General features: G+C 59.0%; 23 protein-coding genes. 8 read left to right on the top strand and 15 right to left on the bottom strand.

Annotation, left to right across the window (positions count from 1 at the left end):
• Nucleotides 1-88: 88 nt before the first annotated feature.
• The 5 genes from J2W17_RS18775 to J2W17_RS18755 form a co-directional block, all read right to left on the bottom strand.
• On the bottom strand, nucleotides 89-1,444 hold the full coding sequence (locus J2W17_RS18775; RefSeq protein WP_307337330.1) for a spinster family MFS transporter: 1,356 nt from the start codon (nucleotides 1,442-1,444) through the stop codon (nucleotides 89-91).
• Entirely contained in the window at nucleotides 1,441-3,840 is a 2,400-nt protein-coding gene (locus J2W17_RS18770; protein WP_307337326.1) for an efflux RND transporter permease subunit, read from the bottom strand. Before J2W17_RS18770 ends, J2W17_RS18775 begins: the two co-directional genes overlap by 4 nt.
• A gap of 10 nt (nucleotides 3,841-3,850) precedes the next feature.
• On the bottom strand, nucleotides 3,851-4,933 hold the full coding sequence (locus tag J2W17_RS18765; protein ID WP_307337323.1) for a WD40/YVTN/BNR-like repeat-containing protein: 1,083 nt from the start codon (nucleotides 4,931-4,933) through the stop codon (nucleotides 3,851-3,853).
• 61 nt (nucleotides 4,934-4,994) lie between these two features.
• Nucleotides 4,995-6,368 (bottom strand): DUF1329 domain-containing protein, encoded by a 1,374-nt coding sequence (locus tag J2W17_RS18760; RefSeq protein ID WP_307337319.1) that lies wholly within the window; start codon nucleotides 6,366-6,368, stop codon nucleotides 4,995-4,997.
• A 29-nt stretch (nucleotides 6,369-6,397) separates the two neighbouring features.
• The gene (locus J2W17_RS18755) at nucleotides 6,398-7,990 is read right to left on the bottom strand and encodes a DUF1302 domain-containing protein (protein WP_307337316.1); all 1,593 of its coding nucleotides are present in this window, start codon (nucleotides 7,988-7,990) and stop codon (nucleotides 6,398-6,400) included.
• Between the two features lie 354 nt (nucleotides 7,991-8,344).
• Here J2W17_RS18755 and J2W17_RS18750 point away from each other — a divergent pair, with 354 nt between their 5' ends.
• Genes J2W17_RS18750 through J2W17_RS18735 form a run of 4 tightly spaced genes read left to right on the top strand, consistent with a single transcriptional unit; the run spans nucleotide 8,345 to nucleotide 12,318 of the window.
• Entirely contained in the window at nucleotides 8,345-8,833 is a 489-nt protein-coding gene (locus tag J2W17_RS18750) for a PaaI family thioesterase (protein ID WP_307337313.1), read from the top strand.
• Between the two features lie 6 nt (nucleotides 8,834-8,839).
• Nucleotides 8,840-9,853: an NAD(P)H-dependent flavin oxidoreductase gene (locus J2W17_RS18745; protein WP_307337310.1), complete on the top strand. Its 1,014-nt coding sequence runs from the start codon at nucleotides 8,840-8,842 to the stop codon at nucleotides 9,851-9,853.
• Nucleotides 9,846-11,102, top strand: coding sequence for an acetyl-CoA hydrolase/transferase family protein (locus J2W17_RS18740; protein WP_307337307.1), 1,257 nt, complete (start codon nucleotides 9,846-9,848; stop codon nucleotides 11,100-11,102). The genes J2W17_RS18745 and J2W17_RS18740 overlap by 8 nt, the downstream gene beginning before the upstream one ends.
• Before the next feature lie 19 nt (nucleotides 11,103-11,121).
• Entirely contained in the window at nucleotides 11,122-12,318 is a 1,197-nt protein-coding gene (locus J2W17_RS18735; RefSeq protein WP_307337305.1) for an acetyl-CoA C-acetyltransferase, read from the top strand.
• 91 nt (nucleotides 12,319-12,409) lie between these two features.
• Here J2W17_RS18735 and J2W17_RS18730 read toward each other — a convergent pair whose 3' ends face one another.
• Together J2W17_RS18730 and J2W17_RS18725 are read right to left on the bottom strand one after the other, a co-directional pair.
• Nucleotides 12,410-13,204, bottom strand: a complete 795-nt coding sequence (locus J2W17_RS18730; protein WP_307337302.1) for an enoyl-CoA hydratase/isomerase family protein — start codon at nucleotides 13,202-13,204, stop codon at nucleotides 12,410-12,412.
• Nucleotides 13,205-13,287: 83 nt separating this feature from the next.
• A complete protein-coding gene (locus tag J2W17_RS18725) occupies nucleotides 13,288-14,202 on the bottom strand; it encodes an SDR family oxidoreductase (protein ID WP_307337299.1) in 915 nt (304 codons plus the stop codon).
• Nucleotides 14,203-14,528: 326 nt separating this feature from the next.
• Here J2W17_RS18725 and J2W17_RS18720 point away from each other — a divergent pair, with 326 nt between their 5' ends.
• Entirely contained in the window at nucleotides 14,529-15,323 is a 795-nt protein-coding gene (locus tag J2W17_RS18720) for an IclR family transcriptional regulator (protein ID WP_307337296.1), read from the top strand.
• A 66-nt stretch (nucleotides 15,324-15,389) separates the two neighbouring features.
• On the opposite strand, the gene J2W17_RS18715 is transcribed toward J2W17_RS18720, so the two are convergent.
• The 3 genes from J2W17_RS18715 to J2W17_RS18705 are packed head-to-tail and all read right to left on the bottom strand — an operon-like array spanning nucleotide 15,390 to nucleotide 18,561.
• Entirely contained in the window at nucleotides 15,390-16,550 is a 1,161-nt protein-coding gene (locus J2W17_RS18715) for an acyl-CoA dehydrogenase family protein (RefSeq protein ID WP_307337293.1), read from the bottom strand.
• A 10-nt stretch (nucleotides 16,551-16,560) separates the two neighbouring features.
• Nucleotides 16,561-17,772 (bottom strand): acyl-CoA dehydrogenase family protein, encoded by a 1,212-nt coding sequence (locus J2W17_RS18710; RefSeq protein WP_307337290.1) that lies wholly within the window; start codon nucleotides 17,770-17,772, stop codon nucleotides 16,561-16,563.
• Nucleotides 17,773-17,784: 12 nt separating this feature from the next.
• Nucleotides 17,785-18,561, bottom strand: coding sequence for an SDR family NAD(P)-dependent oxidoreductase (locus J2W17_RS18705; protein ID WP_307337287.1), 777 nt, complete (start codon nucleotides 18,559-18,561; stop codon nucleotides 17,785-17,787).
• A 90-nt stretch (nucleotides 18,562-18,651) separates the two neighbouring features.
• Between J2W17_RS18705 and J2W17_RS18700 the strand changes: the two genes are divergently transcribed.
• Genes J2W17_RS18700 through J2W17_RS18690 form a run of 3 tightly spaced genes read left to right on the top strand, consistent with a single transcriptional unit; the run spans nucleotide 18,652 to nucleotide 21,254 of the window.
• Nucleotides 18,652-19,443, top strand: coding sequence for an IclR family transcriptional regulator (locus J2W17_RS18700; RefSeq protein ID WP_307337284.1), 792 nt, complete (start codon nucleotides 18,652-18,654; stop codon nucleotides 19,441-19,443).
• A 34-nt stretch (nucleotides 19,444-19,477) separates the two neighbouring features.
• Nucleotides 19,478-20,410 carry an NmrA/HSCARG family protein gene (locus J2W17_RS18695; RefSeq protein ID WP_307337281.1) on the top strand — a complete coding sequence of 311 codons (933 nt, stop codon included), beginning with the start codon at nucleotides 19,478-19,480 and terminating at the stop codon, nucleotides 20,408-20,410.
• A gap of 40 nt (nucleotides 20,411-20,450) precedes the next feature.
• On the top strand, nucleotides 20,451-21,254 hold the full coding sequence (locus tag J2W17_RS18690) for an enoyl-CoA hydratase/isomerase family protein (RefSeq protein WP_307337278.1): 804 nt from the start codon (nucleotides 20,451-20,453) through the stop codon (nucleotides 21,252-21,254).
• Nucleotides 21,255-21,337: 83 nt separating this feature from the next.
• Here J2W17_RS18690 and J2W17_RS18685 read toward each other — a convergent pair whose 3' ends face one another.
• The 5 genes from J2W17_RS18685 to J2W17_RS18665 form a co-directional block, all read right to left on the bottom strand.
• Nucleotides 21,338-22,429, bottom strand: a complete 1,092-nt coding sequence (locus tag J2W17_RS18685; RefSeq protein ID WP_307337275.1) for an NAD(P)H-dependent flavin oxidoreductase — start codon at nucleotides 22,427-22,429, stop codon at nucleotides 21,338-21,340.
• 59 nt (nucleotides 22,430-22,488) lie between these two features.
• A complete protein-coding gene (locus J2W17_RS18680) occupies nucleotides 22,489-23,388 on the bottom strand; it encodes a crotonase/enoyl-CoA hydratase family protein (RefSeq protein ID WP_307337272.1) in 900 nt (299 codons plus the stop codon).
• A gap of 80 nt (nucleotides 23,389-23,468) precedes the next feature.
• Nucleotides 23,469-24,278, bottom strand: coding sequence for an enoyl-CoA hydratase-related protein (locus tag J2W17_RS18675; RefSeq protein ID WP_307337269.1), 810 nt, complete (start codon nucleotides 24,276-24,278; stop codon nucleotides 23,469-23,471).
• Nucleotides 24,278-25,192: a crotonase/enoyl-CoA hydratase family protein gene (locus J2W17_RS18670; protein WP_307337266.1), complete on the bottom strand. Its 915-nt coding sequence runs from the start codon at nucleotides 25,190-25,192 to the stop codon at nucleotides 24,278-24,280. The genes J2W17_RS18675 and J2W17_RS18670 overlap by 1 nt, the downstream gene beginning before the upstream one ends.
• Before the next feature lie 177 nt (nucleotides 25,193-25,369).
• On the bottom strand, nucleotides 25,370-26,293 hold the full coding sequence (locus J2W17_RS18665; protein WP_307337263.1) for an SDR family NAD(P)-dependent oxidoreductase: 924 nt from the start codon (nucleotides 26,291-26,293) through the stop codon (nucleotides 25,370-25,372).
• Nucleotides 26,294-26,445: the final 152 nt, after the last annotated feature.

The following is a 26,445-nucleotide window of genomic DNA, read 5'->3' as shown; positions in this document are numbered from 1 at the left end:
TCCGGAAAAACTAGAAATACCCCTTCGTTGATTCCCCTCAAGAGGCGTGCCGCATCACGCCTCATTTTTTTGCTTACGTTGCCAGCACTCAGACCGCCAAGTTTTCTACCACGGCCGAGCGCATGGCCGGACGGCCCAAGTGGAGGGCAAGTGCGGATAACGGACAGGCCAGGACGAAGATCAACGCGAGCGAATAACCCACCTTGGCATCGTCCTGGAAAATGAAATCGGTGAATGCGGCGACGACTGAGGGTCCAGCGCCAATTCCCAGCAAGATCATCACGAATAGATAGAGCGAGGACAGACGACCACGCAGGTGAGCCGGGGCAGCGATTTGCAGGGCCGCGGCTGAAATGCCCATGATCGGGCTGACCAGCACCTGGATGAGGAAGAAGGCCGCCAGGAATATATACGGGTCGTGCCACAGCACTCCGACCACCGCGACCGGCACGCTCACGAGGGAGGTCAGGCTGAACAACCGCATGTGAGCGTCAAGGCGCCCTCGGGCGACCTGCCGATCAATCAACTGACCGCATCCCAACGCACCGATGACCCCGCCCAACGTACCCACCACGCCAAGCCAGATTCCCACCTGTGCAGGCTTCCACGCGAAAGCGCGATAAAGGTAGGTGGGCGCCCATAGTGCCATTCCCGCGACAGCCATGACGCACAGCGTGAAGCCTATATGGTGACAGAAGAAAAACCGTCCGTGGCGGCGAATATGCCGAAAGACCTCGCCGAACACTTGGCCCACCAGGGCGGTGGATGGGCGCGAGGAAGCAGTGGTGCGCCGGGGAGGCTCGCGGAAGGTGAATACCAACAAACCCAGGAACACACCAGGAAGGCCAATGGCGATGAAGACCAGTTGCCATGAGCGCACTTCGCCAACCAGCGGTAGCAGCACCGAGTGATGCTCACTGACCAGGCCGACGATGACACCGCCCAGTAGATAGGCCATGCCGGTTCCGAACAGCGAGCCGAGGGAATAGACCGCCAGGGCAGTCGTCAGCCGGTGCGCCGGGAAGCTATCGGCCATCAGCGAATACGCCGCCGGACTCAAGGCGGCCTCCCCTGCGCCGACACCGACACGCGCCAGAAAAAGCTGCCAATAGCTGTGAGCCACGCCGCAGAAAGTGGTGGCCAGCGTCCAGATAGTTACGCCGCCGAAAATGACCCAACGTCGACTGAAGCGATCCACCAGCCAGCCCAAAGGTAACCCGCACACTGCGTAAAAGACGCCGAAGGCAAAACCTTGCAGCAGTGACAATTCGAAATCAGTGATGCCCAGGTCGCGGCGAATCGGGTCGACCAGCAGCGAGATGACCAGTCGATCCAGCAGCGACAACCAGTAGAGCAGGAAGAGCACGCCCGTCATGTACCACGCCGTGGCCGGCTTGGGGAATGCTTGCAGGCTCGCTGCAGGTCCGGGAATTTCCAGTTTCATCGCGATGCACTCCGTAGCAGGAAGCAAGACAAGGCTGGAATGAGGATCAGCGCACCGAGCATGTTCCACACGAACATGAAGGTCAGCAAAATGCCCATATCTGCCTGAAATTTGATAGGCGACCATGCCCAGGTGATGACGCCAGCAGCGAGTGTGACGCCTACCAGCGCGACCACCTTGCCGGTGAACAGCAACGCATGCCGGTAGGCTTGCGCCAACGGCACCCCGTTACGCTGCTGGGCCAGTTGCACGCTGAGCAGGTACAAGGCGTAGTCGACACCGATGCCAACCCCCAGGGCAATCACGGGCAGTGTCGCAACCTTGACGCCGATCCCCAGCGCGACCATCAGCGCCTCGCACAAAATCGAAGTCACGATCAGTGGCACCAAGGCCACCACGACCGCTCGCCAACTGCGGAACGTGATAAAACACAGCACGGCCACCGCCAGATAAACGAACACCAGCATGGTGCGATTGGCGTCCCGCACCACAATATTTGTCACCGCTTCGATCCCCGCGGAACCTGCGGCCGGGAGGAACAAAGCACGATCGGAGTCATGCTCGCGGGCGAAAGCTTCCACGGCCAGCAAAACCCGATTCAGCGTCTGCGCCTTGTGATCGGCCAGATAAGCGATGACGGGCACCATCGAACAATCCGAATTGACCAGGTCCGGATTGGCTTCCTGAGCCCGCAGCACCGAGGTGTTCACCAGTGCCTGGTTATGGCTGATGGTGATCCATTTCGGCGAGGCTTCGAACAGGGCCGAGGACAGCCGACTGACTGCGCCCGCCAGGGACACCGTGCTCTGCACGCCCGGCACCTGTTGCAACGCCCATTCAAGACGATCTATTTCCATCTGAGTCTGCCAGGCTTCGCAACCTCCTGGCGGCGTCTTTACCATCACAGCAAATTGATCACTGGACAGCCTGTAGTGGTCCGTGATGAATGCTGCGTCCTGGTTGTACCTCGCGTCTGGTCGCAGCTCCGGCGCGCCAGCGTCAAGATCACCAATCTGCAACTGCAGGCTGAGGACAAAGCCCAGAACCGAGAGTATGACGGCCACGCCGATCGCAGATATCGCCCACGCAGGCTCAGTGAAACGTACCAGCACGTTCCAGGCGCCAGGTGGATTCTGCACGGCCTCGTGGCTTCGCCGTGCTGCCGCTGCGCCGACACCGACGCAGGACAGAAGAATTGGCAACAGGATGAGGTTGGTGAATACCAGCACGGCAACGCCAATACTTGCGGTCAGTGCCAACGACTTGATCACCGGGATGTCGATGATCATGAGCACGGCGAAGCCGACTGCGTCGGCGACCAGTGCAGTCAACCCGGCCAAGAACAATCGGCGAAAGGTAAAACGCGCCGCGACGTATTTGTGCGTACCGCTGGCGATGTCCTGCATGATGCCGTTCATTTTCTGGGCGCCGTGCGAAATGCCGATGGCAAACACCAGGAACGGAACGAGTATGGAGTAGGGATCGAGCGAATAACCCAGCGCGCGCACCATGCCCAGTTGCCACACAACCGCCACCAGTGAACAGGCAACTACCAGGACTGTGCTGCGCACGCAACGGGTGTAGAAAAACAGGATGACAATGGTCACCAGGGCCGCGATAGCAAAGTAGAGCATGACCTGATACAAACCGCTGATCAGGTCACCGGCCAGTTTCCCGAACCCGACGATGTGGACACGAATTTTCCCCGGCTTGTCCGGCACGGCAGTGTCCTGCATTGAACGCAAGGTTTCGAGCTGATGGTAAAGCTGGCGGTAATCAATGGCCTTGCCGGTGTCGGCATAACGCTCCAGCAAAGGCGCGACGATCATGGCCGAGCGCTGATCGTTGGCTACTAGATTCGCGCGAAGCCCTGCTCGGCTGACGTTCAGTCGCAGGTCACTGATCGCTCGGGCGGAGCCATCATAGGTGTCCGGCATCACCGGGCCACCGCGGAACCCCTCCTCGGTGACCTCGGTCCAGCGCACGACAGGCATCCAGATCGATTTCACGAAGGAGCGGTTCACGCCCGGCATCAGGAACAGCTTGTCGTTCACTTGCCTGAGCGCCTCCAGGTATTCGGGGTCGTAGATGTCGCCCTGGGTATTTTCCACGACGACGCGAAGATTGTTGCCGAGCCCCCGAAGGTCTGTTTTGTTCTCCAGGTAGTTGCGGATATAGGGGTGCGACTGGGGAATGATGTCTTCAAACCCTGCGTTGACCTGCAGCTTGCTTGCCTGGAAGGCACACAGGACGGTCAGCAAACCGCACACCAGCATGATAATGCCACGATGGTTGAACAGGAGGCGCTCCAGAGCGCTGCCCGAGTTCGAATCAAATTGCGAGCGTTCGCTGACCACGCGCCGGTGATCGGCATCGTTGTCCAAAAAAATGGTCATGTCGGTCTCCTCACTGACGTCCAAGTTCGATGCGCGTCACCCCACCGAGGCCAACGGCGACGATGGCTTCACCTCCTGCCGGAGTTACACCGTACAAAGGGATCGATTGCTGGCTGGCAACCGGGCGGTACCGTTCAGCCGAATCATCGTCACTGAGCAACACTTCGCCTGCCTGGGTGATGAGGACCACTCGGCCGTCGCCCAGGGGCGTCGCCGCGGTTATCGTACTTTCGCTTTGGGTACTCGCCTGTCGCCAGTGGCGCCCACCGTCATGACTGACGTAGGCGTTGCCGCGAAGACCAAAAAGCAGCAGGCGCCCAGGCTGCTCAAGCATTCCGAACCAAGTGCCGCCATAAGGTGTAGCCAGCGCTTCGAATCGCCCTGTCAGCGGATTGTCTTGCAGCAACAAGCCCTGCTCCCCAGCCAGGTAAACGCGGCCGCCGTCGCCCAGCCCGACGGCGTTGAAGTGCAAGCCTCCCGGGTTGTCCGTTCGACTTGCCAGTGACTGCCAGGTCTGACCTCCGTCGCGCGTCTGCAGCAAGAGATTGTATGCACCCACCGCGTAGCCATTCAGCGCATCGGCGAAGCGTACATCCAGGAAGGGCCGGCCAGGCCCCTCCGCCTTCAAACGTTCGGCGTCCATCAGCGCCAGGGATGCGCCAGGCTCGTCGTCACTGGCACTGGCGGCGAGCGGTTGCCAGTACGCAATCAACAGATCCGCCAATAGCCGCCCGTCCATTTGCTTGACCCAGGTTCGGCCGCCATCGGCGGTATGCAGGATGACCGCGCCATGGCCAACCGCCCAGCCCTGCTCCGCGGTGGGGAAATGCACAGCGACCAAATCTACCGAGACCGGCACACTCGCCTGATGCCAGGTGGCAGCGTCATCGGAATACAGGATGTGTCCACGTCGGCCGACGGCCACCCATCGGCCATTGGGCACCTGAGTGATGCCGGTCAACATGCTGCTGCGGGCCAATGCGCTGGGGCTGGCCGGCAAGTCCAGAGGGTCGCGGAACTCGGCTGCCATGACGCCAGCCAAGCCGAACAGCAACCCGGCAAACGCCAATAGGGTTTGTTGTATCAGTCGCATCGCAATGATCCTTGTAGGTGACGCCTGGCGTCATGCGACGCCAGTCGATGACGGCAACCGCTCAGCGGCCGCTACGAGCCTGCAAGGCTTCCGGGATGAATGTTGAACGGGGGAGCAACTTGTCCAGCACCTTCCAGCCGAATTTCAGATCGGCATAATGCTGGGAAAAAGAATAGGCTCCGGTTGCGAAGTCATATGCCCAATAGGTGCGCGACATGGGAGCCTGCTTGTCGTACAGCTGGCTCATGCCCTGCTGCAGCGACTTATACAGCTTGCCCGAACCGTCGTACTCATCAGCAACCCCTGCGCCCGACCAGTCTTCATCGAAGTAGTACACCCGTTTGCTGTAGACGTGACGCACGCCAGGCTTGAGCGTTCCCTCCACGACCCACACCCGGTGCAGCTCCCAGCGCACATGGTCGGGATTCACGTGCTTGGGTGTCAGTGACTTGTCCGAGGTCACCTTGAAGCTCAGGTCATAAATGTTGTAGGGGATGTAGAGTTCACGTTTGCCCACCAACTTCCAGTCAAAACGATCGAGACGGCCGGTGTAGAGTTCAGCATCGTCATACGTGGTAACCCCTCCCTGCGAAGCGATAGGGGTGTCGTAGGCGATGTCCGGACTAAGACGCACACGGCGCGTACTCGCCGAATAGGCATAGGCACGCCGGGGCATGTCGACCAGGTCGACAGTGTCGTAATACATGGTCGCATCACCGACGCTGCGTGCCGGGCCGGTGAAGTGGTAAGCATTCTGGAAGATGAACGAATCGTTCTTCTTGATCGACTCTGCCGTGCCCTCCGTGTTGTGAAAGGCGAAATTGCGCGACAGCTTGATTTCGCCTGAGTTGATCAATTTGCCGTTGCTATCGACGTAGAAGTTGCGCATGTGATCTTCGACCGCGATACCGTTGTACCGCGTCATATGGTTCCACATCACTTCCTGGCCGGTTTTCGGGATCGGAAACGGAATCCCACCAATTGCACCCTGCAGGGCATCGCCCCCCTTGCCGAGGCTGGCCCGGGTCGCATTGCTACGGGTCTTGTCCAGGATGTACTGCGGGTAATTGACACTTCGATGAGTGGGATACACATCAAGCCGGTAGGTGGGCTGCCGGCGCAGCATTTCCTTGGTGCCTTCCGACAGCTTGTCCGTGTAGTCAGCCATGTTAGCGGCGGTGATCACGTACAGGGGCTTCTCCGCCGCATAGGGGTTGACCCATTTTCCGCTGTCCTTGACGAAGCCGGCGGGATTGGTCGAGGTAGGAAGGCCGCCGTTGTAGGCGGGAATGCTGCCGTCTGCGTTGGCCTGCGCCTGGGCGCCAAACAGCGTCAGGCCGGCGCCCAACTGCGCCGCTTCATCGGCGCTGACTGCGGCGAGCGCATGGCCACACAGGCTTGCGATTGCGCAAGCTGCAAAGGTTTCTTTAAACATGGGAGTGCCTCGATAGAATGGTCGGCGAGTCAAAAGGAGGTCTGGTAGGTCAGTGATACCCAGGCCTTATCCAGATAGGGAGCGCCGAGAATCAGGTTGTCCGACTGGCTTTTTTTCTGGTCGTAGTAGGTCACGGCCAGATCCACGAAATGACGGGCGTAAGCCTCTGCAGAAATGCCTGCCTTCGCCGTGGTGAAGCCTTCACTGCCTCCGCCGTTGGTGGGCGCGTTTCCGCTGAGATTTCGCGAGAGGAAAATCGGCAGCTTGAGGTCGATGCCGGGGAAGACCTGGACCCAGGTCGGGGTAAACGCCACTGAAATCGAATAGAACTCATCATCTGAGCAACCGAGCATGGTGGCGTTGCTGTTGCAACCGGCGTTATAACCCTTGGCACGGTAGGCGCCACGGTTGTCGGTGACTTTATCCAGCCTTGCCCACGCCAGCTCGCCAGACAGGCTGGCCGAGTCGAAGAACGCCGTGTCACCATACGTCTGCACTGCATTGAGCAACCCATGCCAGGTCGAACCGCGAGCGCCTTCCAGGTGATGCGCCTGGTCTGCGGCCGCGCCACTTGAATTGAGTGGCATATTTTCGCGGTAGGACAATTCGGCCCCGACTGAAACACCCCCCAGGTTACTGCTGACGCTGACACCGTACAGCTCGATGTCCTTGGCATAAACCGCGTGCACCAGGCCTGTGGCAAAGTCGCGCTGGGAAACCCATGCCGACTTCTCATCGAAGCGGCGATAGTAGAAACCGAGCGTGCCATCGAACCATTCCGGTCGATACCGTAGCGACACGCCGTAGTCGCCCTTGTCGCCCTCGATGGCCTTGCCCCGCCCCACGTTGGGGCCCTCGAGTATCGCGTCGCTCCCCGCAAAGTAGGTCCCGCCCTCGGGGATGCGGTTAGGTTTCCACTCGAACAGATACTGCCCCGCCAACACGATGTCGTCGCTGAGTTGAGTCATGAAGGAGATCTGATCGACAGGCAGCGCCGTTTCCTTCGCAGAGGCGCCGGGGTTGGCGGTGCCCTTGCGCAGATCAGCGGGCGCTTGCGAATAGGACACTGCGTTGGTGCTGCCGAAAAGTCCCTCGCCCCAGATCACCGCATGCTGGCCAGCGCGCACATCGGTGGCCAGGCCTGCAGGTTCGAAACGTCCGTACACGTAGGCATCCAAGAACTCGCCCGAGGGTCCCGCGTAGTAGCGCTTGACGATAGGGGTGAATTGATTGTCGACGTAGCTGGTGCCGCCAGGGACCGATGCCGGATGCTTGCCATCATAGGCCTCGTCATACCAGGCGGCTGCACTGAGGCGCGCGCCGTACAGGCCCTGATAATTCAGGTCCAGTTCGGTGAGCAAATCGAGCCGGTTGGTTATGGTGTCGTATTTGTCGAACGCGGCGTTGCTCTGGTCGTATGCGCCACCGCTTGCACGATCGACCAGATGACTCTGGTCCTGAAGGCGCATCCCCCAGTTGTACCGGGCGGTGTTGTCCCACCTCAGGTGAAAATCGGAATCACCCATGTCTGCCTCGAACGCCTGAACCTGGCCCACTGTCATGAACGCAATCGTGACGCCGAGCAAATGGGGCGGCAATCGCCCCGCAGCCTTCATCATCATTGATAACCCTTTTGACTTTTTATTTGTGAGGGTGCGGCAACTGCATATTCACTAATGTGAATGGCGTTTCATAAATAGTAGAGATATTGGTGCTGCGCAAGAAAACTAATGATTTTTTATTTCTCGCCTAATTCGGGGAGTACAAGCAGCAATTGTGCAAAAAGGGGCCACGAACGGAAGAAGCCGCGAGGACGAGACGAAAAAAACGTATTGATATATGAACGTCGTTCATTATAAATTAAGCCCCATCAGTAGCGCCGCACTAGCGCCGCGAGCTCGGGGTTGAGGGCAAAAATCACATGAAGCGTTTGAAAAAGGCCGGCGTCGGTGAGGCAACCGTACACGGACTCTCACATGAGTGACTCATGCCTGCGACCGTTGACGCCGATCCAATTGCAACAGGTCATCGACGCCAACCCCTTCAGTACCTGGATGCAATTGCGTGTTCACCGAATCGATGAAAGAGGACTCGAGCTGCGTTTGCCGAGCCGCCCAGAGATGCTGGGAACCGAGGCACTGCGGCGGCTGCATGGTGGCATCATCAGCAGCCTTATCGATGTTGCCTGCGGTTATGCGGCGCTGTGCATCAGCGGCCGTGGCGTCAGCACGGTCAACCTGCAAACCGACTTTCATCGCGCCGCGAGCCTGGGTGAGTTACGCATCGAAGGCAGCGTGCTACATCAGGGAGGCCGCCTTTGGACAGCGCAAGCGCGCGTGACATGCTGCGCCGGAATTCTTCTCGCCAGCGGCCGCAGCACCCTCTACATGAGTCGGGATGTCCATCCTGTACTTGCGCCCGAGTCGCTGGCAGGTGCCCTGTCCGGCGTCCATCACCAAAGGTAACAGCCGATGCGTGAAGCACTCTTCACCACTCGCATCACCGAAATGCTGGGTATTCGCCATCCGATACTTTGCGGTGGTCTGGGTCCTGCAATTGCCGACGCCGACTATGTAGCAGCCGTGGTCAACGCGGGCGGCATGGGCTTCATTGTGGCGGCCGGTTTTCCCGACCCCGACGCATTTCGCGAACAGTTGACGCGATGCCGCCTGCTGACCGGCGGCAAGGGCTTTGGCGTAAACCTCTATATCTCTCGCCAGGCCGGAGGGGCGCAACGGCTGGAGCGCCATTTGCAAATCCTGATTGAAGCAGGTGTGAAGTGTGTCGAAACGGCAGGTGCAAGCCCCGAACCGGTGCTGCCCATGCTGCGCGACGCCGGTGTGAAGGTGCTGCACAAAGTGCCTGCGGTGCGGTATGCCCACACGGCGGCGCGGCTGGGCGTCGATGGAGTGATCGTGGTGGGCAATGATTGCGGGGGGCACCCCGGGATCTATGGCATCAGCAGCATGGTGCAAGCCGCGCAGGCTACCGCAGAACTCAGTCTGCCAATCGTGATTGCCGGTGGCATAGGCACAGGCCGGCAACTGGCAGCCAGTCTGGCGATGGGCGCTGACGCTATCCTGATGGGCTCACGCATGCTGGTCGCCAAGGAGCTCGCAATCCATGACGCCTACAAAAAGCAGGTGGTCCGCGGTGACGGCACGGAGAGCATCGTGGTGAAAACCGGCCTGAAAGACCATCACCGGGTTCTGGTCAATGACAGCGCCAAGGCTGTTGCAGCGCTCGATGCCAGCGGCTCCAGCGAATTCGAGCAATATCGAGCGCATGTGATGGGTGCCCTCGCAACTCAAGCCTATCGAAGCGGCGATAGCCGCCAGGGGATGCTCGATTACGGGCCGGCGGTGGTGTTTGCCGATGCCATCAAGCCTGTGGAATCCATCTTTGATGAAATGATTGATGACGCCCGCAATGCCCTCACACGCCTGGGGCAACTGACTCGCCAACTGAAAAATGACCATGACTAAAATTTTCACCCACGAAGACTCGCTCGACCTCAGCTGCATCATCCGGCCCGGCGAGACCGTGATGTGGGGGCAGGCCAATGCCGAACCTGTGCCGTTGACGAACGCGCTGATGCTTAGCCGTCGGCGCATCGGACATTTGCGCGCCTTTCTGGGCATCACCGACAGCGACACCTGCCTCCCTGAACATGCCGACTGCGTCGAGTTTGTCTCGTATTGCGGCAGCGGGCACAACAGAGCACTGACCAAGGCGGGCGTACTTAATATCCTGCCTTGCCATTATTCCGAATTCCCCACGTTGATTCGCCAGGGCCTGCTGAGCGTCGACGTGCTGATGTTGCAATTGGCACCGCCAGATGAGCTGGGACGGTTCAGCCTGGGGCTTGCACACGAATACCTGCTGCCCGCCCTGGAAACCGCCAGGGTTGTCATAGCCGAAGTCAACCAGGCATGCCCATGGACATTCGGTGAGCGCTACCTGATCCAGGACGAGCTGGACGTCATACTGCACACCGATCGCCCGCCCCTGCAAAGCCGGACGGTGGAGCCTGGGCCAGTGGAGCGTGCCATCGCCCAGCGCGTTGCCGAGCGCATTGAAAACGGCGCTACGCTTCAACTTGGAATTGGCGCGATCCCCGAAGCCGTACTTCAAGCTCTGCATGACCATCGGGAGCTCGGCGTGCACTCCGGGACCATTGGTGACGGGGTGGCCGAGCTCATGCGACGGGGCGTCATCACCAATTCCCGCAAGAGTCTGGACAAAGGAGTTACCGTGGCTGGGGTGCTGATGGGCAGCGAACTGATCCACCGCTTCGCTCATCGCAATCCATTGATCCGCATGCGCTCCACCGAATATACCCATTCACCGCAGGTCCTGGCGGCTCAGGATCGCCTGGTAGCTATCAACTCGGCGATTGAGGTGGACCTGACAGGGCAAATCAATGCGGAAAGCGCGGGTGGCCAGTACATCGGCGCCTTGGGCGGCGCAGTTGACTTCCTGCGCGGAGCACGACAATCGCGTGGAGGGCTGCCCATCATTGCCCTGCCCTCCACTGCCGGGCCGCGCAGTCGGATCGTGTCTCGCCTGAGTGGGCCGGTGAGCACACCGCGCAGCGACGCCGGACTGATCATTACTGAATATGGCGTCGCCGACCTGCGCGGGCTGAGTCTGAGCCAGCGCGCTCGCTGCATGATAGAGATCGCTCATCCGGATTTTCGCGAACAACTCAAACAAGACGCCGCCAGCCTGTAACTGGCAACAGGAGCAAAACATGAGACGTGCAGCAATTGTCGCCCCACTGCGAACCCCCGTAGGCACCTTTGGAGGCAGCCTGCGACCGCTCGCCGTAGAGGTGTTGGGGGCCCATGTCGTCAATGCCGTACTGAGCAAAAGCGGGCTGGATCCGGCACGCATCGACGATATAGTCTTTGCACAATCGTACGCCAACAGCGAAACCCCTTGCGTGGGGCGCTGGATCGGCTTGCAAGCAGGGCTGCCGGTCGAAGTGCCCGGGATGCAGCTTGACCGGCGCTGCGGTGGTGGCCTGCAAGCCGTACTGAACGCTGCGATGATGATACAGACCGGGGTGGCTGACGTGGTCGTGGCGGGCGGCGTCGAGAGCATGAGCAACATCGAGTATTACAGTACGGATATGCGCTGGGGCTCGCGCGCAGGCACAGTCAAAATGCATGACCGCCTGGAGCGAGGTCGGGAACGTTCGCAGCCTGAAGAGCGCTTCGGCCATATTTCCGGAATGATCGAAACCGCTGAAAACCTGGCCCGCGTCTACGGCATCAGCCGCGAAGACAGCGATGCGTATGCCATGCAAAGCCATCGACGCGCAGCGCAGGCATGGTCTGAAGGACGGTTTCAGGCGGAAGTAGTCCCCATCAGCGTCCCGCAACGCAAGGGCGAGCCGGTACTGTTCAGCCGTGATGAAGGCATCCGCGCCGAAACCAGTATGGAAAGCCTGAGCAAGCTGCGCACGCTGATGCGCGATGGCACCGTGACTGCGGGCAACTCCAGCCAACAGAACGATGCCGCAGCTGCCTGCCTGGTAGTGGCTGAGGACAAGCTGGCCGAATTGGGACTTGAACCGATGGGCTATTTGGTCGGCTGGGCCGCCGCGGGTTGTGAGCCCTCGCAAATGGGTATCGGCCCGGTGCCCGCCGTGCACAAGCTGCTGGCAAAAACCGGCCTGAGCCTGGCGCAAATGGACCTGGTTGAATTGAATGAGGCATTCGCCTGTCAGGTGCTCGCAGTGCTCAAGGGATGGCAGTGGCACGACACAGATCGATTGAACGTCAATGGTTCCGGCATCTCGCTGGGCCACCCGATCGGCGCCACCGGAGTGCGGATGATGGCCACTCTGTTGCACGAGCTGCAGCGCCGCCAGGGACGCTATGGCCTGGAAACCATGTGCATCGGTGGCGGACAAGGGCTGGCTGCTATTTTCGAGCGTTACTGACCGCGTGAGGTGGATGCGGTCAGTGTAAATCCCGGGCCGCACTGCGGCCCTTTTTATACGCGCGCATCCATTCCATATCGGATGTCGGCGATCACCGACCTTTGAAGACTGGCTTGCGTTTTTCACGAAAAGCGTTGACCGCCTCCTGATGGTCTTCAGTCAAGTTGGAAAGCGCCTCGTAGGCCAGCGATGCATCGATCACCGAAGTCACCGCCTGTTTGAGTACGATGTTCATGGAGGCCTTGGTCCACTGGATCGCATAAGCTGCACCATTGGCCAGGCGGGTGGCCATTTCCTGGACGCGCTCATCGAGCTCGTCCGCAGAAACAGCGTAGTTGATCAGCCCGATTTTCTCGGCATGCTCGGCAGTAAGGGTATCACCTGTGAGCAGGTATTCCTTGGCTTTGGCAAAACCGATGAGTTGCGGCCAGATGGCTGCACCACCGTCCCCCGCGACGAAGCCTACCGCAACGTGCGGATCGCCGATTTTCGCGTGTACGGCGGCGTAGCTCATGTCGCAATAGAGGGCCAGCGTGGCTCCCAGGCCAATGGCATGGCCATTGATCTTGGCGATGATCGGCTTCTGGCAATCGAGCATCGAGAACACGATTTGCTTGCCACGGCGCATGCTGTCGAAGAAGCGTTGTGGCTCATCGATCACCTTTTGCATTTCTTCGATGTCACCACCGGCGCTGAAGGCCCTGCCTGCGCCCGTCAGGATAATGACCCGCGTCTGCGGGTCATGGCCGGCTTCGATAAACACCCTTGACAACTCCTTGTCCATGTCGTCATCAACGGCGTTGAGCGTGTCCGGCCTATTGAAGGTGATGGTGAGAATGCCGTTGTCGCGCTCGACTTTGAGCGCCTGGTAACTGGAAAGATTCATTGTTGTCCTCATCATGCAGCCGCTCGGGGCGCATCAATCTGTTAAGGCCGAAGTGTCCAAGGCCCGCTGTTGTGGGGCCTGAATCAAACAGGATCCCAGGTGAACACGTCACCCGAGCGTTCCATAGGGACGAATGACCCCTTGAGCGCAGGCATGCCATGTTCGGCAAGTGACTCGGGCGTCCAGCCTTCGGAGCGCTGCACCGAGCGAATCGGTCGAGGCTGACTCATCAGGAAGATCTCATTGTTGCGCACCGCAAACACTTGCGCATTGACGTCGCTCGCCTGATCGCTGGCCAGATACACACAAATGGGGGCGATCTTGGCGGGCGTCATCTGCTTGATTTTCTCGACGCGGGCCTGCTGCTCCGGTGTATCGGTAGGAATGGCGCCGATCATGCGACTGAAGGCAAAGGGCGCTACGCAGTTGGAACGTACGTTGAATTTTTCCATGTCGAGGGCAATGGACTTGGACAATGCCATGATCCCCAACTTGGCGGCATTATAATTGGCCTGGCCCAGATTACCGATCAGCCCGGACGTGGACGTCATATGGATATAGCAGCCGGCGCCCTGCTCCTTGAAGTAGTTTGCCGCAGCCCTGCTGACGTAAAAGGAGCCATACAAGTGAACCTTGAGCACCGAGTCGAATTCTTCGGCACTCATTTTGTGGAAGAAGCGGTCGCGAAGGATGCCCGCGTTATTCACCACGCAATCGATTCGACCAAATCGTTGTACCGCCTGCTCCACCATGCGCGCAGCGGCACCAGGGTCTGACACGCTGTCGGTGTTGGCCAAGGCTTCACCACCGGCGGCGACTATTTCATCCACCACTCGCTGCGCCGGGCCGACGTCCGCCCCCTCCCCCGCGACCGAGGCACCTACATCATTGACCACTATCTTGGCGCCATGTTGAGCCATGAGCAGAGCGATATCGCGGCCAATGCCGCCGCCAGCGCCCGTTACCAAAACGACTTTGCCTTCGACCATTGCAGCCATTTCTCACTCCGTCCTGTCGGGAGACGCACTGCGTTAGCGCGTTCTCGGCTTCTCAATGCGACCGGCGCCAATGCCAGTCGACCTCAAGCTATATTAATGAACGTTGTTCAACTATGCAAACCTTAGGTAGGTTGCTAAGTACTCGTACGGGCCGCCGACCCCACTATAAAAAACGGCACAGCGAGACAAACTGCCGAGCGCAGAGCATCAAGCTGTGCTAGTCCGAATGAGTGATCACATGTGAACGCTATTTGATATACTGCACATAAGGCATGCGTGCATTACAAACTATTGCAGCACCGACTTTTACCCAAAAGGGAACATTCATGAAAAAAACGGAAACCGACGTGGACGCCGCTGAAACGCCCGTATCGCTGGGCCCCCGCTCCGTCACCCGAATCCTTGGCCTGTTTGAGGTCCTGGCCAAATCACCAGACGGCCTGTCCCTGGCAGAACTCAGCAGTACCTTGGAGTCGCCGAAAAGCAGCCTGCTGACATTATTGAGACCTTTGGTCGCCGAGGGTTATCTCAACCACACGACCAGCCGCTATTACCTGGGGCCATTCATTTATCGACTCGCAGGCAATATCCTGGCGACACGTAACTTCTCAAGGATGATGCGCCCATACCTTAATGAACTGGCGGGCAAAACCGGCGAGAGCATCTATCTGTCCGTCATTGACATGGACACCCAGATGGTCACCCACATCGATGGCATCGACTCGCAGAATCCTGTGCGTTATGTATCGCCCCTAGGCGCGCCCCGCCCCCTGCACTGCACGGCACCTGGCAGACTGCTTCTTGCGTATCAGGACGAAAAAGTGCAGGAGCATTATCTGCGCACGGCCAAACTGAAGGCGATGACGTGGAGGACTGTAACCGACCGCGGGACGCTCAAAAAACAGCTCAAGGAAATCCGCGAGTCCGGCATTTCCATCAGCATCAGCGAGCTGAGCGAGGGTGCGGCAGGTATTGCAGCCCCGGTATTCGACACCGACGGCACCGTTGCGGCAGCGTTGGTTATTGCGGCTCCCGCCGAACGCATGCAACACAAGCTCAATGATTTGCGGCCAATGTTGATAGAGGCCGCTGCGGAAGCATCGGGCTTGTTGAAGAATTGATTCCACCTACTGCGCAAGGGCCTCACCGGCGTACCGAGGAGGCCCTGCAAAACGTTAACAGCAAACCTAAGCCAATTCTGCGCAGGCTTGTTGGATTGAGCGCGCGTAGCGTGCCAAGTGGTAGTCCATCCCTCCGAACCAGGCATTGTTGAGCACAAGTCGACGGTAGTGATGTCCCACCCTGAACTCTTCCGTCACGCCATAGCCGCCGTGTAGCTGAATTCCCTGGGCGGTGACGAATTTAGCGCTGCGCATGACCTGCGCTTTGCAGCCGGATATCTGCGCACTGCGCTCATCGTCTGCCGCGGAAACCGACGCGAGGATGGCGAGCCCACGGTGCAGGCTCGCACGAGCCTGCATGGTTTCGATGGCCATGTCGGCCATGCGATGCTGGAGCGCCTGAAAACTGCCGATTGCCACCCCGAATTGCTTTCGGGTTTTGAGGTACTCAGCGCACAGTGCGAGCACATCTTCCATCCCACCAACGATCTCTGCGCACTGGTGGACAATGCTCTCATCGATTGCTCGCTGCAATCCTGCATACGCAGCGCCCCCGGCGCCCAACAGGGATGCCGCCGGGACCACCACTTCATTGAGTACAAGGTCAGCCGCTGGCGTGCCATCAAGCAAACGCACCGGTTCCAGCAGGACGCCCGGCGTATCGCGGGGCAGCAGAAAAATCGAGAGTCCCTCGGTGTCGCCCGTCTCTCCCGCGCTACGCGCCACCACCAGCAGCCAGTCGCTTTGCGCGGCGCAAACCACCATACTCTTGCGCCCATTCAAGACATAATCGTCACCCCGACGCTGCGCTCGTGTGGCCACCCATGCAACGTCTCCCCTGGATTCGGGCTCACTGCAAGCCACCGCGATCAATGCCTCGCCCGAACCTATAGCCGGTAGCAGTTGCAACTTGTGCGCCTCGTTGGCGCAGTGCTGTATCAGGGCTGCTGGCAACAGGCACGCGTGCAGGAAGGGTTCGAGCAACAAACCCCGGCCCATTTCTTCCATAAGGATCGTAGTTTCGACCGGGCTGAAGCCTACTCCGCCAAATTCCTCGGGAATGCCGGCTGCCAGCCAGCCCAGTTCCGCATACTCTTGCCACTGCCTGGTGGCGAAATGGCCATCGGCGGCGATTGCCTGCCGGTTGTTGAACGCGTAGCTTTTCTCCATGTAGCGCCGGGCGTTTTCCTGCAACATGCGTTGCTCATCGCTCAATTCGAAATTCATGGCTTTCCCCTCAAAGATTGAACATTGCCTTGGCGATGATGTTGCGCTGGATCTCGGCGGAGCCACCGTAAATTGAACAGGCACGGCGGTAGAAAAGCTCTGCGGCCAGGCCTGGGGCGAACTCCGGACCGATGAAACGCTGCCCTCGCAACTCGCGATCCTCGTTTGGGTCCGGGTAATAGGCCGAACCGTAATCGCCCAACACGTCCACCAGCATTTCAGTGAGTTTCTGGTGCAGTTCCGACCCTCGGACTTTGAGCATTGAACCCACGGCCATCCCGCCCGTCTGCTCGCTTACGCCAAGGTGCAACACTCGCTTGACGGCCATGTCGATGGCGAGGACCTCCAGTTCGTATTCCGCCAGGCGGTTGGCGAACACCGGGTCCTGGATCAAGGGTTGCGCACCCGCGCGCGCCTGCGAGGCATACCGACGAATCTTGGACAGGTAGCGTTTGAGTGCTGGAGCCTCGGCACCGAGAAAAGCGCGCTCATTGAAAAGCAGGAACTTGGTGTAGCCCCACCCTTTGTTTTCTTCACCTACAAGGTTCTCGACCGGAACCCGCACGTTCTCGTAGAACACTTCGGCCAGATGGTTACAGCCGTCGAGGCTGGTAATCGGCCGCACCGTCACGCCGGGTGTGTCGAGATCGACAAGCAGGAAGGAAATACCTTTTTGCGGTTTGGCCTCGGTATCGGTTCGAACCAGCAGAAAACACCACTGCCCCCAGATACCGTTGCTGGTCCAGATCTTCTGGCCATTGACGACGTAGTGATCACCGTCACGAATCGCCGTCGTACGCAAGGACGCCAGGTCCGATCCCGCTTCAGGCTCGGAGAACCCTTGCACCCAATACACTTCGCCCTTTTTGATCGCCGGCAGAAACCGGCGTTTCTGCTCTTCGTTGCCAAACTCGCAAATTACCGGCCCCACCAGGGTGACACCTTGCTGGTTGGGAGACGGAGCGCCAGCCAGATAGCACTCCTCCTCGAAGATGTAGCGCTGCTCGGCGGTCCAGTCAGTGCCTCCGTGCTCCTTCGGCCAGAACGACACCGACCACCCGCGCGTTTCATGGAGGATGCGAGTCCACTTCAGCGAGTCATCGTCACCTGGCAAATAGCCTTGCTGGCCACGCCAGGCCATGTCGGCCGGGAGATGTTCGCGCAGGAAGTCCCGAACTTCTTCCCGAAAGATTTCATTGGCAGCATTGGATTCGAAATTCATCGTCGACTCCACTCAGCGAAAAGAAATCGTATGACCACCATCCACTGCGATGGTCTGGCCATTGATGTATCCGCCAGAAGGCGACGCCAGCAGCACTGCCAGCCCAGCGAGTTCGTCCACTTCACCGAAGCGCTGTGAAGGGTTGCGTCCTCGGTACCAGTTCACCATGGCCTCGTCTTCCCACTGGGATCGCGCCATCTCGGTCTTGAAGGTACCGGGCGCAATGCAGTTCGCCGTGACACCCTTGCTGGCAAACTCGTTGGCCAGATTACGCACCAACTGCATGTCGGCAGCTTTAGTGAGGCCGTAGGTGCCAGTGAGCGGATCACCCAGCAAGCCGACAACCGACGCCACGACAATGAAGCGTCCATACCCGCGCTCCAGCATGCCCGGCACGGTCATTTGTGCCAGCCAGATACTGCTTTGTACGTTGACCTGCATGAATTTATTGAAGGTCGCTTCCTGCAGGTCCAACACCGAGCCGATCCAGGGGTGAATGGCCGCATTGGCCATGACGATATCCACCCGTCCCCAGGCGTGCATTGCGCTGTCGACCAGACGCTGCAAGTCTTCCTTGCTACCGATATTGCAAGGAACGGCAATGGCTTCTCCACCCTCGGCGCGAATCTCGGCGGCCGCCTGTTCGCAGGCATCCGCTTTGCGCCCGGAAATCACTACCTTCGCGCCATGCGCTGCCATACCCTTGGCACTCGCCAGCCCTAAACCGCGACTGGAGCCGGTGATAATCGCGACTTTGCCGTGTAGGTCAAACAAGGAAGATGCTGTCATCGTAACCTCTTATTTTTATTCGCTGTGCAAATACACTATCCACACTGTGAATTTTGACTATACTCTGAAAATCCTTCTGGAGCGAAAGTAATGATTCAAGTTTTGCCCACAGACTCGAGCCCCGAGGGCGAGAAAGACCGCCAATACGTCACGGCGCTGGCGCGAGGTCTGCAAATTCTGCGTTGTTTCAGTCATGACAAGCCCGAGCTCACTCCCCAGGAAATCGTGCGAATGACAGGGCTCCCTCAGCCGACGGTATGGCGCCTGTGCCATACGCTGAGCAAAGAGGGATTCATCATCTGTGCAGGTGAAAACAATCGCATGGCGCTTGGGTTGCCTGCGCTGGCTTTGGGCTATGCGGCGTTGGTAAGGCAGTCGTTGCCCAGGATCGCCTTGCCGCACATGCAGGCCCTCACCGACAGCGAGGGCATGGGAATGTCGCTGGCCGTTCGTGATGGCCTGGACATGTTGTATATCCAGCGCACACACGGTGATTTCGTCTACATGAACGATCCGGTGGGCGCCCGGCGTCCGTTCGCTTCTGCGCCGACTGGCTGGGCTTGCTTCGCTGGGTACGACGACCAAGAGCGCGAAACAGTGCTCCTGGCGCTGGAGCAGCACGAACCGAAAGCTTTTCCGGCGTTGCGCGCGCAACTCGAACACAGCCGCGCGCAATTCGCACAGCATGGGTTTGTCACCAGCCTCGGCATTATCCACGAGCACCTCAACGCGGTGGCGGTTCCCATTCGCTCACTGCGCAGCGGCACTGTCTACGCGTTATCTGCTTCAGGCCTGGCTGCGGATTGGCCGCAGTCAAAACTGGAGGCTATCGGTCATCGGCTTGTACAGCTGGCCCGGCAACTTGAAGTCGCCGCCGATTGAATCTCCCCCCATACAGCCATAAAAGGAGTTACCTGTGTCAGCTATCAAACCTCTGGTCCTGGTTACGGGCGCCACCGGCGCTCAAGGTGGCGCCGTCGCACGAGAATTACTGTCGGCAGATTTCCACGTGCGTATCCTGACGCGTAATCCGCAGTCACCTGCGGCACAGGCCTTGATCGCCGCTGGCGCTGAGGCTGTAGTGGGTGACATGGAAGACGCGTCTTCCCTGGCCGCGGCCCTTGAAGGTGCGTCCGGAGTTTTTTCGGTGCAAATACCCGATGCTGCAGGTACGGACGCGGAACGCCGACACGGTTTTGCCCTGGTTCAAGCAGCAAAAGCGGCGGGTGTTACCCAGTTCGTTCACACCTCGGTATGCGAAGCCGGTAAACATACGCAGTTCCCCCGTTGGGACAGCAATTACTGGTGGCAGAAGTACTGGACCGATAAGTGGGATGTTGAAGAAGCGGTTCGCGGCGCCGGGTTTACCCATTGGACCGTGCTGAAACCGGCATTCATGATGGAGAATTTCGCCCAGCCCAAAGCGCGCCATATGTTTCCCCACCTGACGCAGGGCAAGATCATCACTGCCCTCTTACCGTCCACACGCATGCAACTGATTGCTGCAGATGACATCGGCGTTGTTGCACGTGCCGCCTTCATCGACCCCGGACATTTCTCCGGGCACAACATCGACCTGGCCATCGAAGCCCTGACCATGGACGAAGTGGCCTCAACCCTCACTCAAGTCCTCGACAAACAGGTTCGTGCGGAGTCGGTCAGTCCTGAGAAGGCGATCGAATCCGGTGTGTTTGCAGGCTGGGTACGCTCCCAGGAGTGGACGAACGAAGCCGGATACCGGGCGGACATCCCAGCACTTGTCCAGTCGCTCGGCAGTCGCGACATCGTGCTGACGCCTTTTGAAGCATGGGTCAAACGACACGCCGGAGAAATCCACGTCGATGCGTGACAGGTCTACTTGTAGCTGACTAACAAAAAGAGATGAAACCATGTCCAACTTGTACGATCTTCCCGACGACATCATGGTCACCGCCGAAGGTGGCCTTCGCATCATTACCCTCAACCGGCCGGACGACCTCAATGCCTCGACGACCGAGATGCTTTTTTCCTACCCCAAACTGTTCCGCGGCCTGGCCGAAGATCCCGACGCCAGGGTCGCCATCCTGACGGGTGCGGGCCGGGCATTCAGCGCCGGCGGCGACATGAACCATTTCGTCAAGACACTGGACGACAACGACTTTGCGCGCGCAGTCCAGGAAAATGCTCGGCGCACCATTCACAGTTTCATCGACTTGCCTATTCCTATCATCGCCGCCGTCAACGGCCCGGCAGTGGGCTGGGGCGCAACGCTCGCGACCTTATGTGACATCGTCCTGATTTCCGAGAACGCCTTCATGGCGGAGCCCCACATCAACATAGGGCTGGTCGTCGGTGACGGTATCTCCGTCTCCTGGCCGCTCTACACGAGTCTGTTGCGCGCGAAGGAACTGATCTTTACCGGTGACCGCATCAGCGCCCAGCAAGCTGTCGAGTACGGCTTGGCTAACCGTGTTGTCGCCCCGGATAAGCTACTCGAGGAAGCCAGGGCACTGGCCGCCAAACTGCTCAAGCAACCAAGCCAGGCGTTGCGCGAGACCAAGAAATTGATGAACCTGTATCTGCACCGCTCCGCCGCGCACATGCTCGACGCCACCCTGGGTCGCCAGCTGGCAGCCACTACCAGCCCCGAGCACCACGCGGTCGCCAGTCAATTCATCGAGCAACAGAAACGCAAGCAAAAAGAAGCGAAGTAAAACCCGCTAAAACAAAAGCCCCCGAAGCGTAGCTCCGGGGGCTTTTGTTTCAACACTGTCCCGTCAAAACCGAGAACTTGCCCTCAAGTGCGTGGGGCGGATGCAACCTTATCCTGGAACCGGGGCGCTTCGTTTAAGGGGATCTGGGCAGCGAGCCGACGCTGGACAGCTTCCGCTTCGGCGATCAAGGTTTTCATCAGCTCGGCGATGCTCGGCAAGTCATGTACAAGGCCAACCGACTGCCCGGAAGCAGTCATGCCCTTGTCGAGATCGCCAGTCGACATGGTCAGGCCATGCATCTGCAACATCTTGGACATGCGCATCATCGACTCGATCTGCCGAGGGCCCAGCGAAAGCGTGTGCTTTACCAGTTTGAACCATGGCGTTTTCAACTCTTTGGCAATGGTGAACGAGTTGAGAAAAATCTCCCAGACATTCAACATTTTCGCATTCACCATGCGTTCAGCGGCCGCCGTTTTCATTTGCCGGCATGGAATACCGTCGAATCGGTCAGAGAAGATGGTGTCTTGAACGTCCAGTTCCAGCGCCTTGTTCTTGAAGTTGGCATGCATCGGACCTTCCTGAGTGACCCAGAACCGCGTGCCCATTGACACGCCCGCGGCTCCCAGCGCCAGCGCGCCCACCAGGCCAGCACCGTTGGCCACCCCGCCGGCAGCGATGATGGGGATGTTGAGCAACTCGGCCAATCGCGGAATCAGAACGAAACTGCCGATGTCACCGGCGTGGCCGGCGGCCTCGTAGCCTGCGGCGATCACTGCATCGCAACCATGGACCTCCGCCCGCTGCGCCAGCCTGACGTCACTGACCGACGCCACGACCTTACCCCCATAGGCGTGCGCAGCCTTGACGATCCAGTCGCCCTTACCCATGGAGTAATTGATGACCGGCACGCCTTCCTCGAGCATGACTTTGGCGTTCGCCATGCCATTGGGCAGTGCCAATGGCGCATTGGCACCAAAGGGTTTGTCGGTCAATTTCCGGATCTCCCGGATCGCTGCCCGCGTCACATCAGGCGGATTGGAGCCAGCGCCGTAAACGCCCAGGCCACCAGCGTTCGACACCGCCGCGACCATGTTCGGGAACGCAACTCGGCCCATCCCCGCATTGAGGATTGGATAATCGATCCCGAACAGTTCAGTAATCGCAGTTTTCATGTTCTGAGTCCCTGGGCGCATGGGTAACGCCGGATATTGTTGTTAGGTTTTTTCAAGGATTAGGAGTAAGTCGGCTCGTCCCACCACGGGAAATAGTCCGGCATGTCTTTGGACACTGTGCATTCAAACTCAGGCAGTCGTTTTTCCATGAACGACTTCACCCCTTCCTTGGCATCCGGACTGCGTCCGCGGGTGCAGATACCACGGCTTTCAATGCGATGGGCTTCCATGGGATGCGACATCCCGAGACTGCGCCAGGCCATCTGGCGCATCAGCGCCACCGATACGGGAGCCGTGTTGTCGGCAATTTCGCGAGCGATCTCGTAGGCACGGGTCAGCAGTTGGTCATGCGCCACCACCTCGCTGACCAGGCCTCCGGCCTTCAGCTCGTCGGCAGGCATGACCCGTCCGGTGTAACTCCACTCCAGTGCCTTGGTGATGCCCACGATGCGCGGCAGAAACCAGGACGAACAGCATTCGAAAACGATACCGCGGCGTGCGTAGACAAAACCCAGTCGCGCCTTCTCGCTGGCAATACGGATGTCCATCGGCAGCAGCATGGAGGCACCGATACCGACACCCGCACCGTTGATGGCACCGATCACCGGCTTCAGGCTGGCAAAAATGCGCAACGCCAATTTGCCACCGCCGTCACGTGCGGATTCCTTGCTGTAATCGAACGAGCCATCAGCATAAAATGGACTCTCCTTCTGAGCACTGCCGTTCTTGTCCTTGTCGAAGATGTCCGCACCTTTTGAGAGGTCTGCGCCACCACAGAAGCCTTTGCCCTCGCCCGTTACAACGACGACCCGCACTGCGTCGTCGCGGTCAGTCTCATCGAACAGGGCGATGAGCTCATTCATCATGACCGAGTTCATGGCGTTGAACACCTCGGGACGATTGAGCGTCACCGTGGCGATACCGTTTTCAACCTGGTAGCGAATAGTTTCGTAAGTCACCGGTCAATCTCCTCGACAGCGGGTCGTCTCGACCCGCCGCGCTGCTTTATCTGATAGAAGCCGCTACCCGTAGGCGCGCTTTACTTGTAGGAAAACTTTGGCGAGCGCTTCTCGAAGAATGCTTTCTGTTTCTCGACCTTGTCTTCGGTGGACTGTGCTACATACACGCCTCGGCCCTCGAACTCGATGGCTTGCTCCAGGCTGCCAGCGTTCATGTTCTGCCACAGTGACTGCTTCGTCACCCAAATGCCCATCGGCACGTTGACCACGATGTTTCTGGCGATCTCAAGGCAGGCCTCCTGCAGTTCATCGTCCGGCACGGCCCTCAGTACCAGGCCGATGCGCTCTGCCTCTTCGGCCAGCACGGGACGGGAAGTGAACAGGATTTCGGCTGCACGTTGTGCGCCGACTGCACGAGGCAACAGATAGCTGATGCCCAGCTCGGCGCCCGAGCCGGCGTTGTGGATGGCATTGACGAATTTCGCGGATTTCGCCGCCAGCGTGATGTCAGCCGCCAGCGGAAAAGCCAGCGCCATGCCTGCCACAGTGCCGTTGACGGCGCAGATGATCGGTTGCGGCAAGTTGCGCATCAGCACCGGAAGCGAGGCGATTACGTCGATCGTATAACGCGAGTAGAAAGGTTTGCCGACATCATCCGGCACCCAGTCGGCCTTTCCTGGGTTTTTCAAGTCATGGCCGGTGCAGAAATGCCTGTTTCCCGCAGCGGTGAGAATAACCACGCGCGTTCTCGGGTCATATTTGATCTGCTTGAACAGATCGGCCAGCTCCGTATACATCTCGAATTGAAACGCGTTGGTCGCATCCGGGCGGTTGATCGTGATGCGTTTGACGCCTTCGATCGGCTCGTCAATCAGAAAGTTGTCGCTCATCACTTGGCTCCCTCTTCACCGTTCAACCAGTGCGCCTTGACCATGCCATCGCCATAGGGCTCATCGCGCTTCTTCAGGGCATCCTTGAGGCCATGTTCGGCCATGTCGGCTTTAAACTGGGTACGGCGCGGTCCTTGAGTGAGATGAGCACGGGCATCCATTTCTGCCGCCAGACGCTGAAGCGTCTTCGCGCCCTGGAGTTCCAGCGCGGTATTGACGATACGCTTGTGCGCCGACAGCAGCTCGGCGTCAACGAAGCTGATCCGACGAGCCAACTCGTTCACTGCATTGTCCAGTTCTTCCACCGGTACAGCGTCAAGCACCAGACCGATTCGGGCAGCTTCACGCCCCCAGAGATTGTCGCCAGTCATCAGCATGCGCTTGGCCCATTGCGGACCGACGTGATAAATCCACATCTGAACGGGCGGCGTTCCGTTGGCCCGCGCCGCGGGGAAACCGATCTTGGCGGTCTCGGTACAGATAACGAAATCGCACATCAGCGCCAGGTCGGTGCCTCCGGCCAGGCAGTTACCCTGAACTTTGGCAATGACCGGCTTGTGCATGTCGAACAGCACCATGTTCAACTTCTGGGTCTGCTCCAGATTCCAGCAGTCATCATCAATGGACTTGTTGGTCGTACGGTACCGATTGACGTCCCACGGCGGCGTACCACCCTCGAAACCTGCGTACGCACCCGCCAGGTCATAACCTGCACAGAAGTCTTTCCCTGCGCCTTCGAGGATGACAACGTTGACGTCGTTGCGATCATCAGCCTCCAGCAAGGCATCACGTAGTTCGGTGAGCATCGCAGGATGGAGAGCATTCCGCTTGTCAGGACGATTCAGGGTAATTCGGGCGATGCGGTTTTCGACACTGAATAGCAGATATTCGGTGCTACGGAGGTGCTTATTCATTGTTATCTCCATGCGATTTTATGAACGATGGTCGATAATATAAACGATGAATGCGGATGGTCAAGCTGATCTGAGTGCTTGGCGGACGACTGCGCCGCGTGCAGGCAGCGCAGTTGCAGCCCTGTATTATCCGCCTTACACGAGGATATGCTCGTACAGCGACGGTCGAACTTGAACTCAGCGACGCCGCGCCTCGCGCTCGAAGAGTCGACCGGCAATCACCGCCCCAGATTGATTGGCTTCCTCTGGCAGGTCCATACCGGTGACATCCATCACCTCGTTGAACCCGTCAAGCAGCGCTTCAGCCGACTCAAAGGCGTTCCCCCGGGTCTGGCCGACGACAACGCGGGACAGATGCTGACCCACGCTGTGAAAAAGCTCGCCATTGACCGGGCATGAACGATGCGCGAAGAGTGCGACGGATTCAGCGACGTACTCTGCAGTCGTCAGCTGTGTAAGTGCCTCGGGTACATCCTGGCCGTCCCAAGCGCGTGTCGCGGCCACTGGCGCGATGCAATTGACGCGAATGCCATGGTCCTCCCCCTCCTTGGCCAGGTACTTGGCAAAACCCGACATCGCCGACTTTGCCATCGAATACGCCGGCATGCCTACTCGCCCCCAAAGCCCCGCCGCGGAATTGATCAATACCATGCGCCCATATCCCTGGGCGCGGAAAAGCGGCCAACACTGACGGGCAAGCTCCCAACTGCCCACAGCGTTCACTCTCAGGCTCGTGTCAAAACCTTCCTGCGCCGCCTCCTCGAGGGAAGTCATGGGCATCACCGGGCTGGCGTTGTGGATGACTATATGTACACCGCCCAATGCAACGGCGGCCTTGATCACTTCGCCAACACCTTGAGCACTGCCAATATCGGCCACGACTGGCACAGCCACGCCGCCTGCCGCACGTATCTGCGCGACGACAGACTCCGCAGGGCCCGCATTACCGCCCTGTTCGCCCGTGAGGGCGCATCCATAATCGTTGACCACAACGGCGGCACCACGTGCAGCAAGATTCAATGCTATCGCTCGGCCCAAGCCACGGCCCGCTCCTGAAACGATCGCGACTTGCCCGTCGAAACGAAGTTCCTGTTTGTTCATGGTTGTTCTCCTCGTCATCCAAGGTCTGCACTGGAAGACGACACTGTTCTGATGATTATTGTTTTAATTTGCACTGCGAATTTATCATCCGCATCGTGAATTTATAACACAGTGTGAGACGGAATGAAGCTTCGCTGGTCCGCAGGATGAAG

Source organism: Pseudomonas lini (assembly GCF_030812475.1).
Classification (GTDB): domain Bacteria; phylum Pseudomonadota; class Gammaproteobacteria; order Pseudomonadales; family Pseudomonadaceae; genus Aquipseudomonas; species Aquipseudomonas lini_A.
Note: the sequence above shows the minus strand (reverse complement) of the source record. Positions and strands in the feature narration are given on the sequence as shown.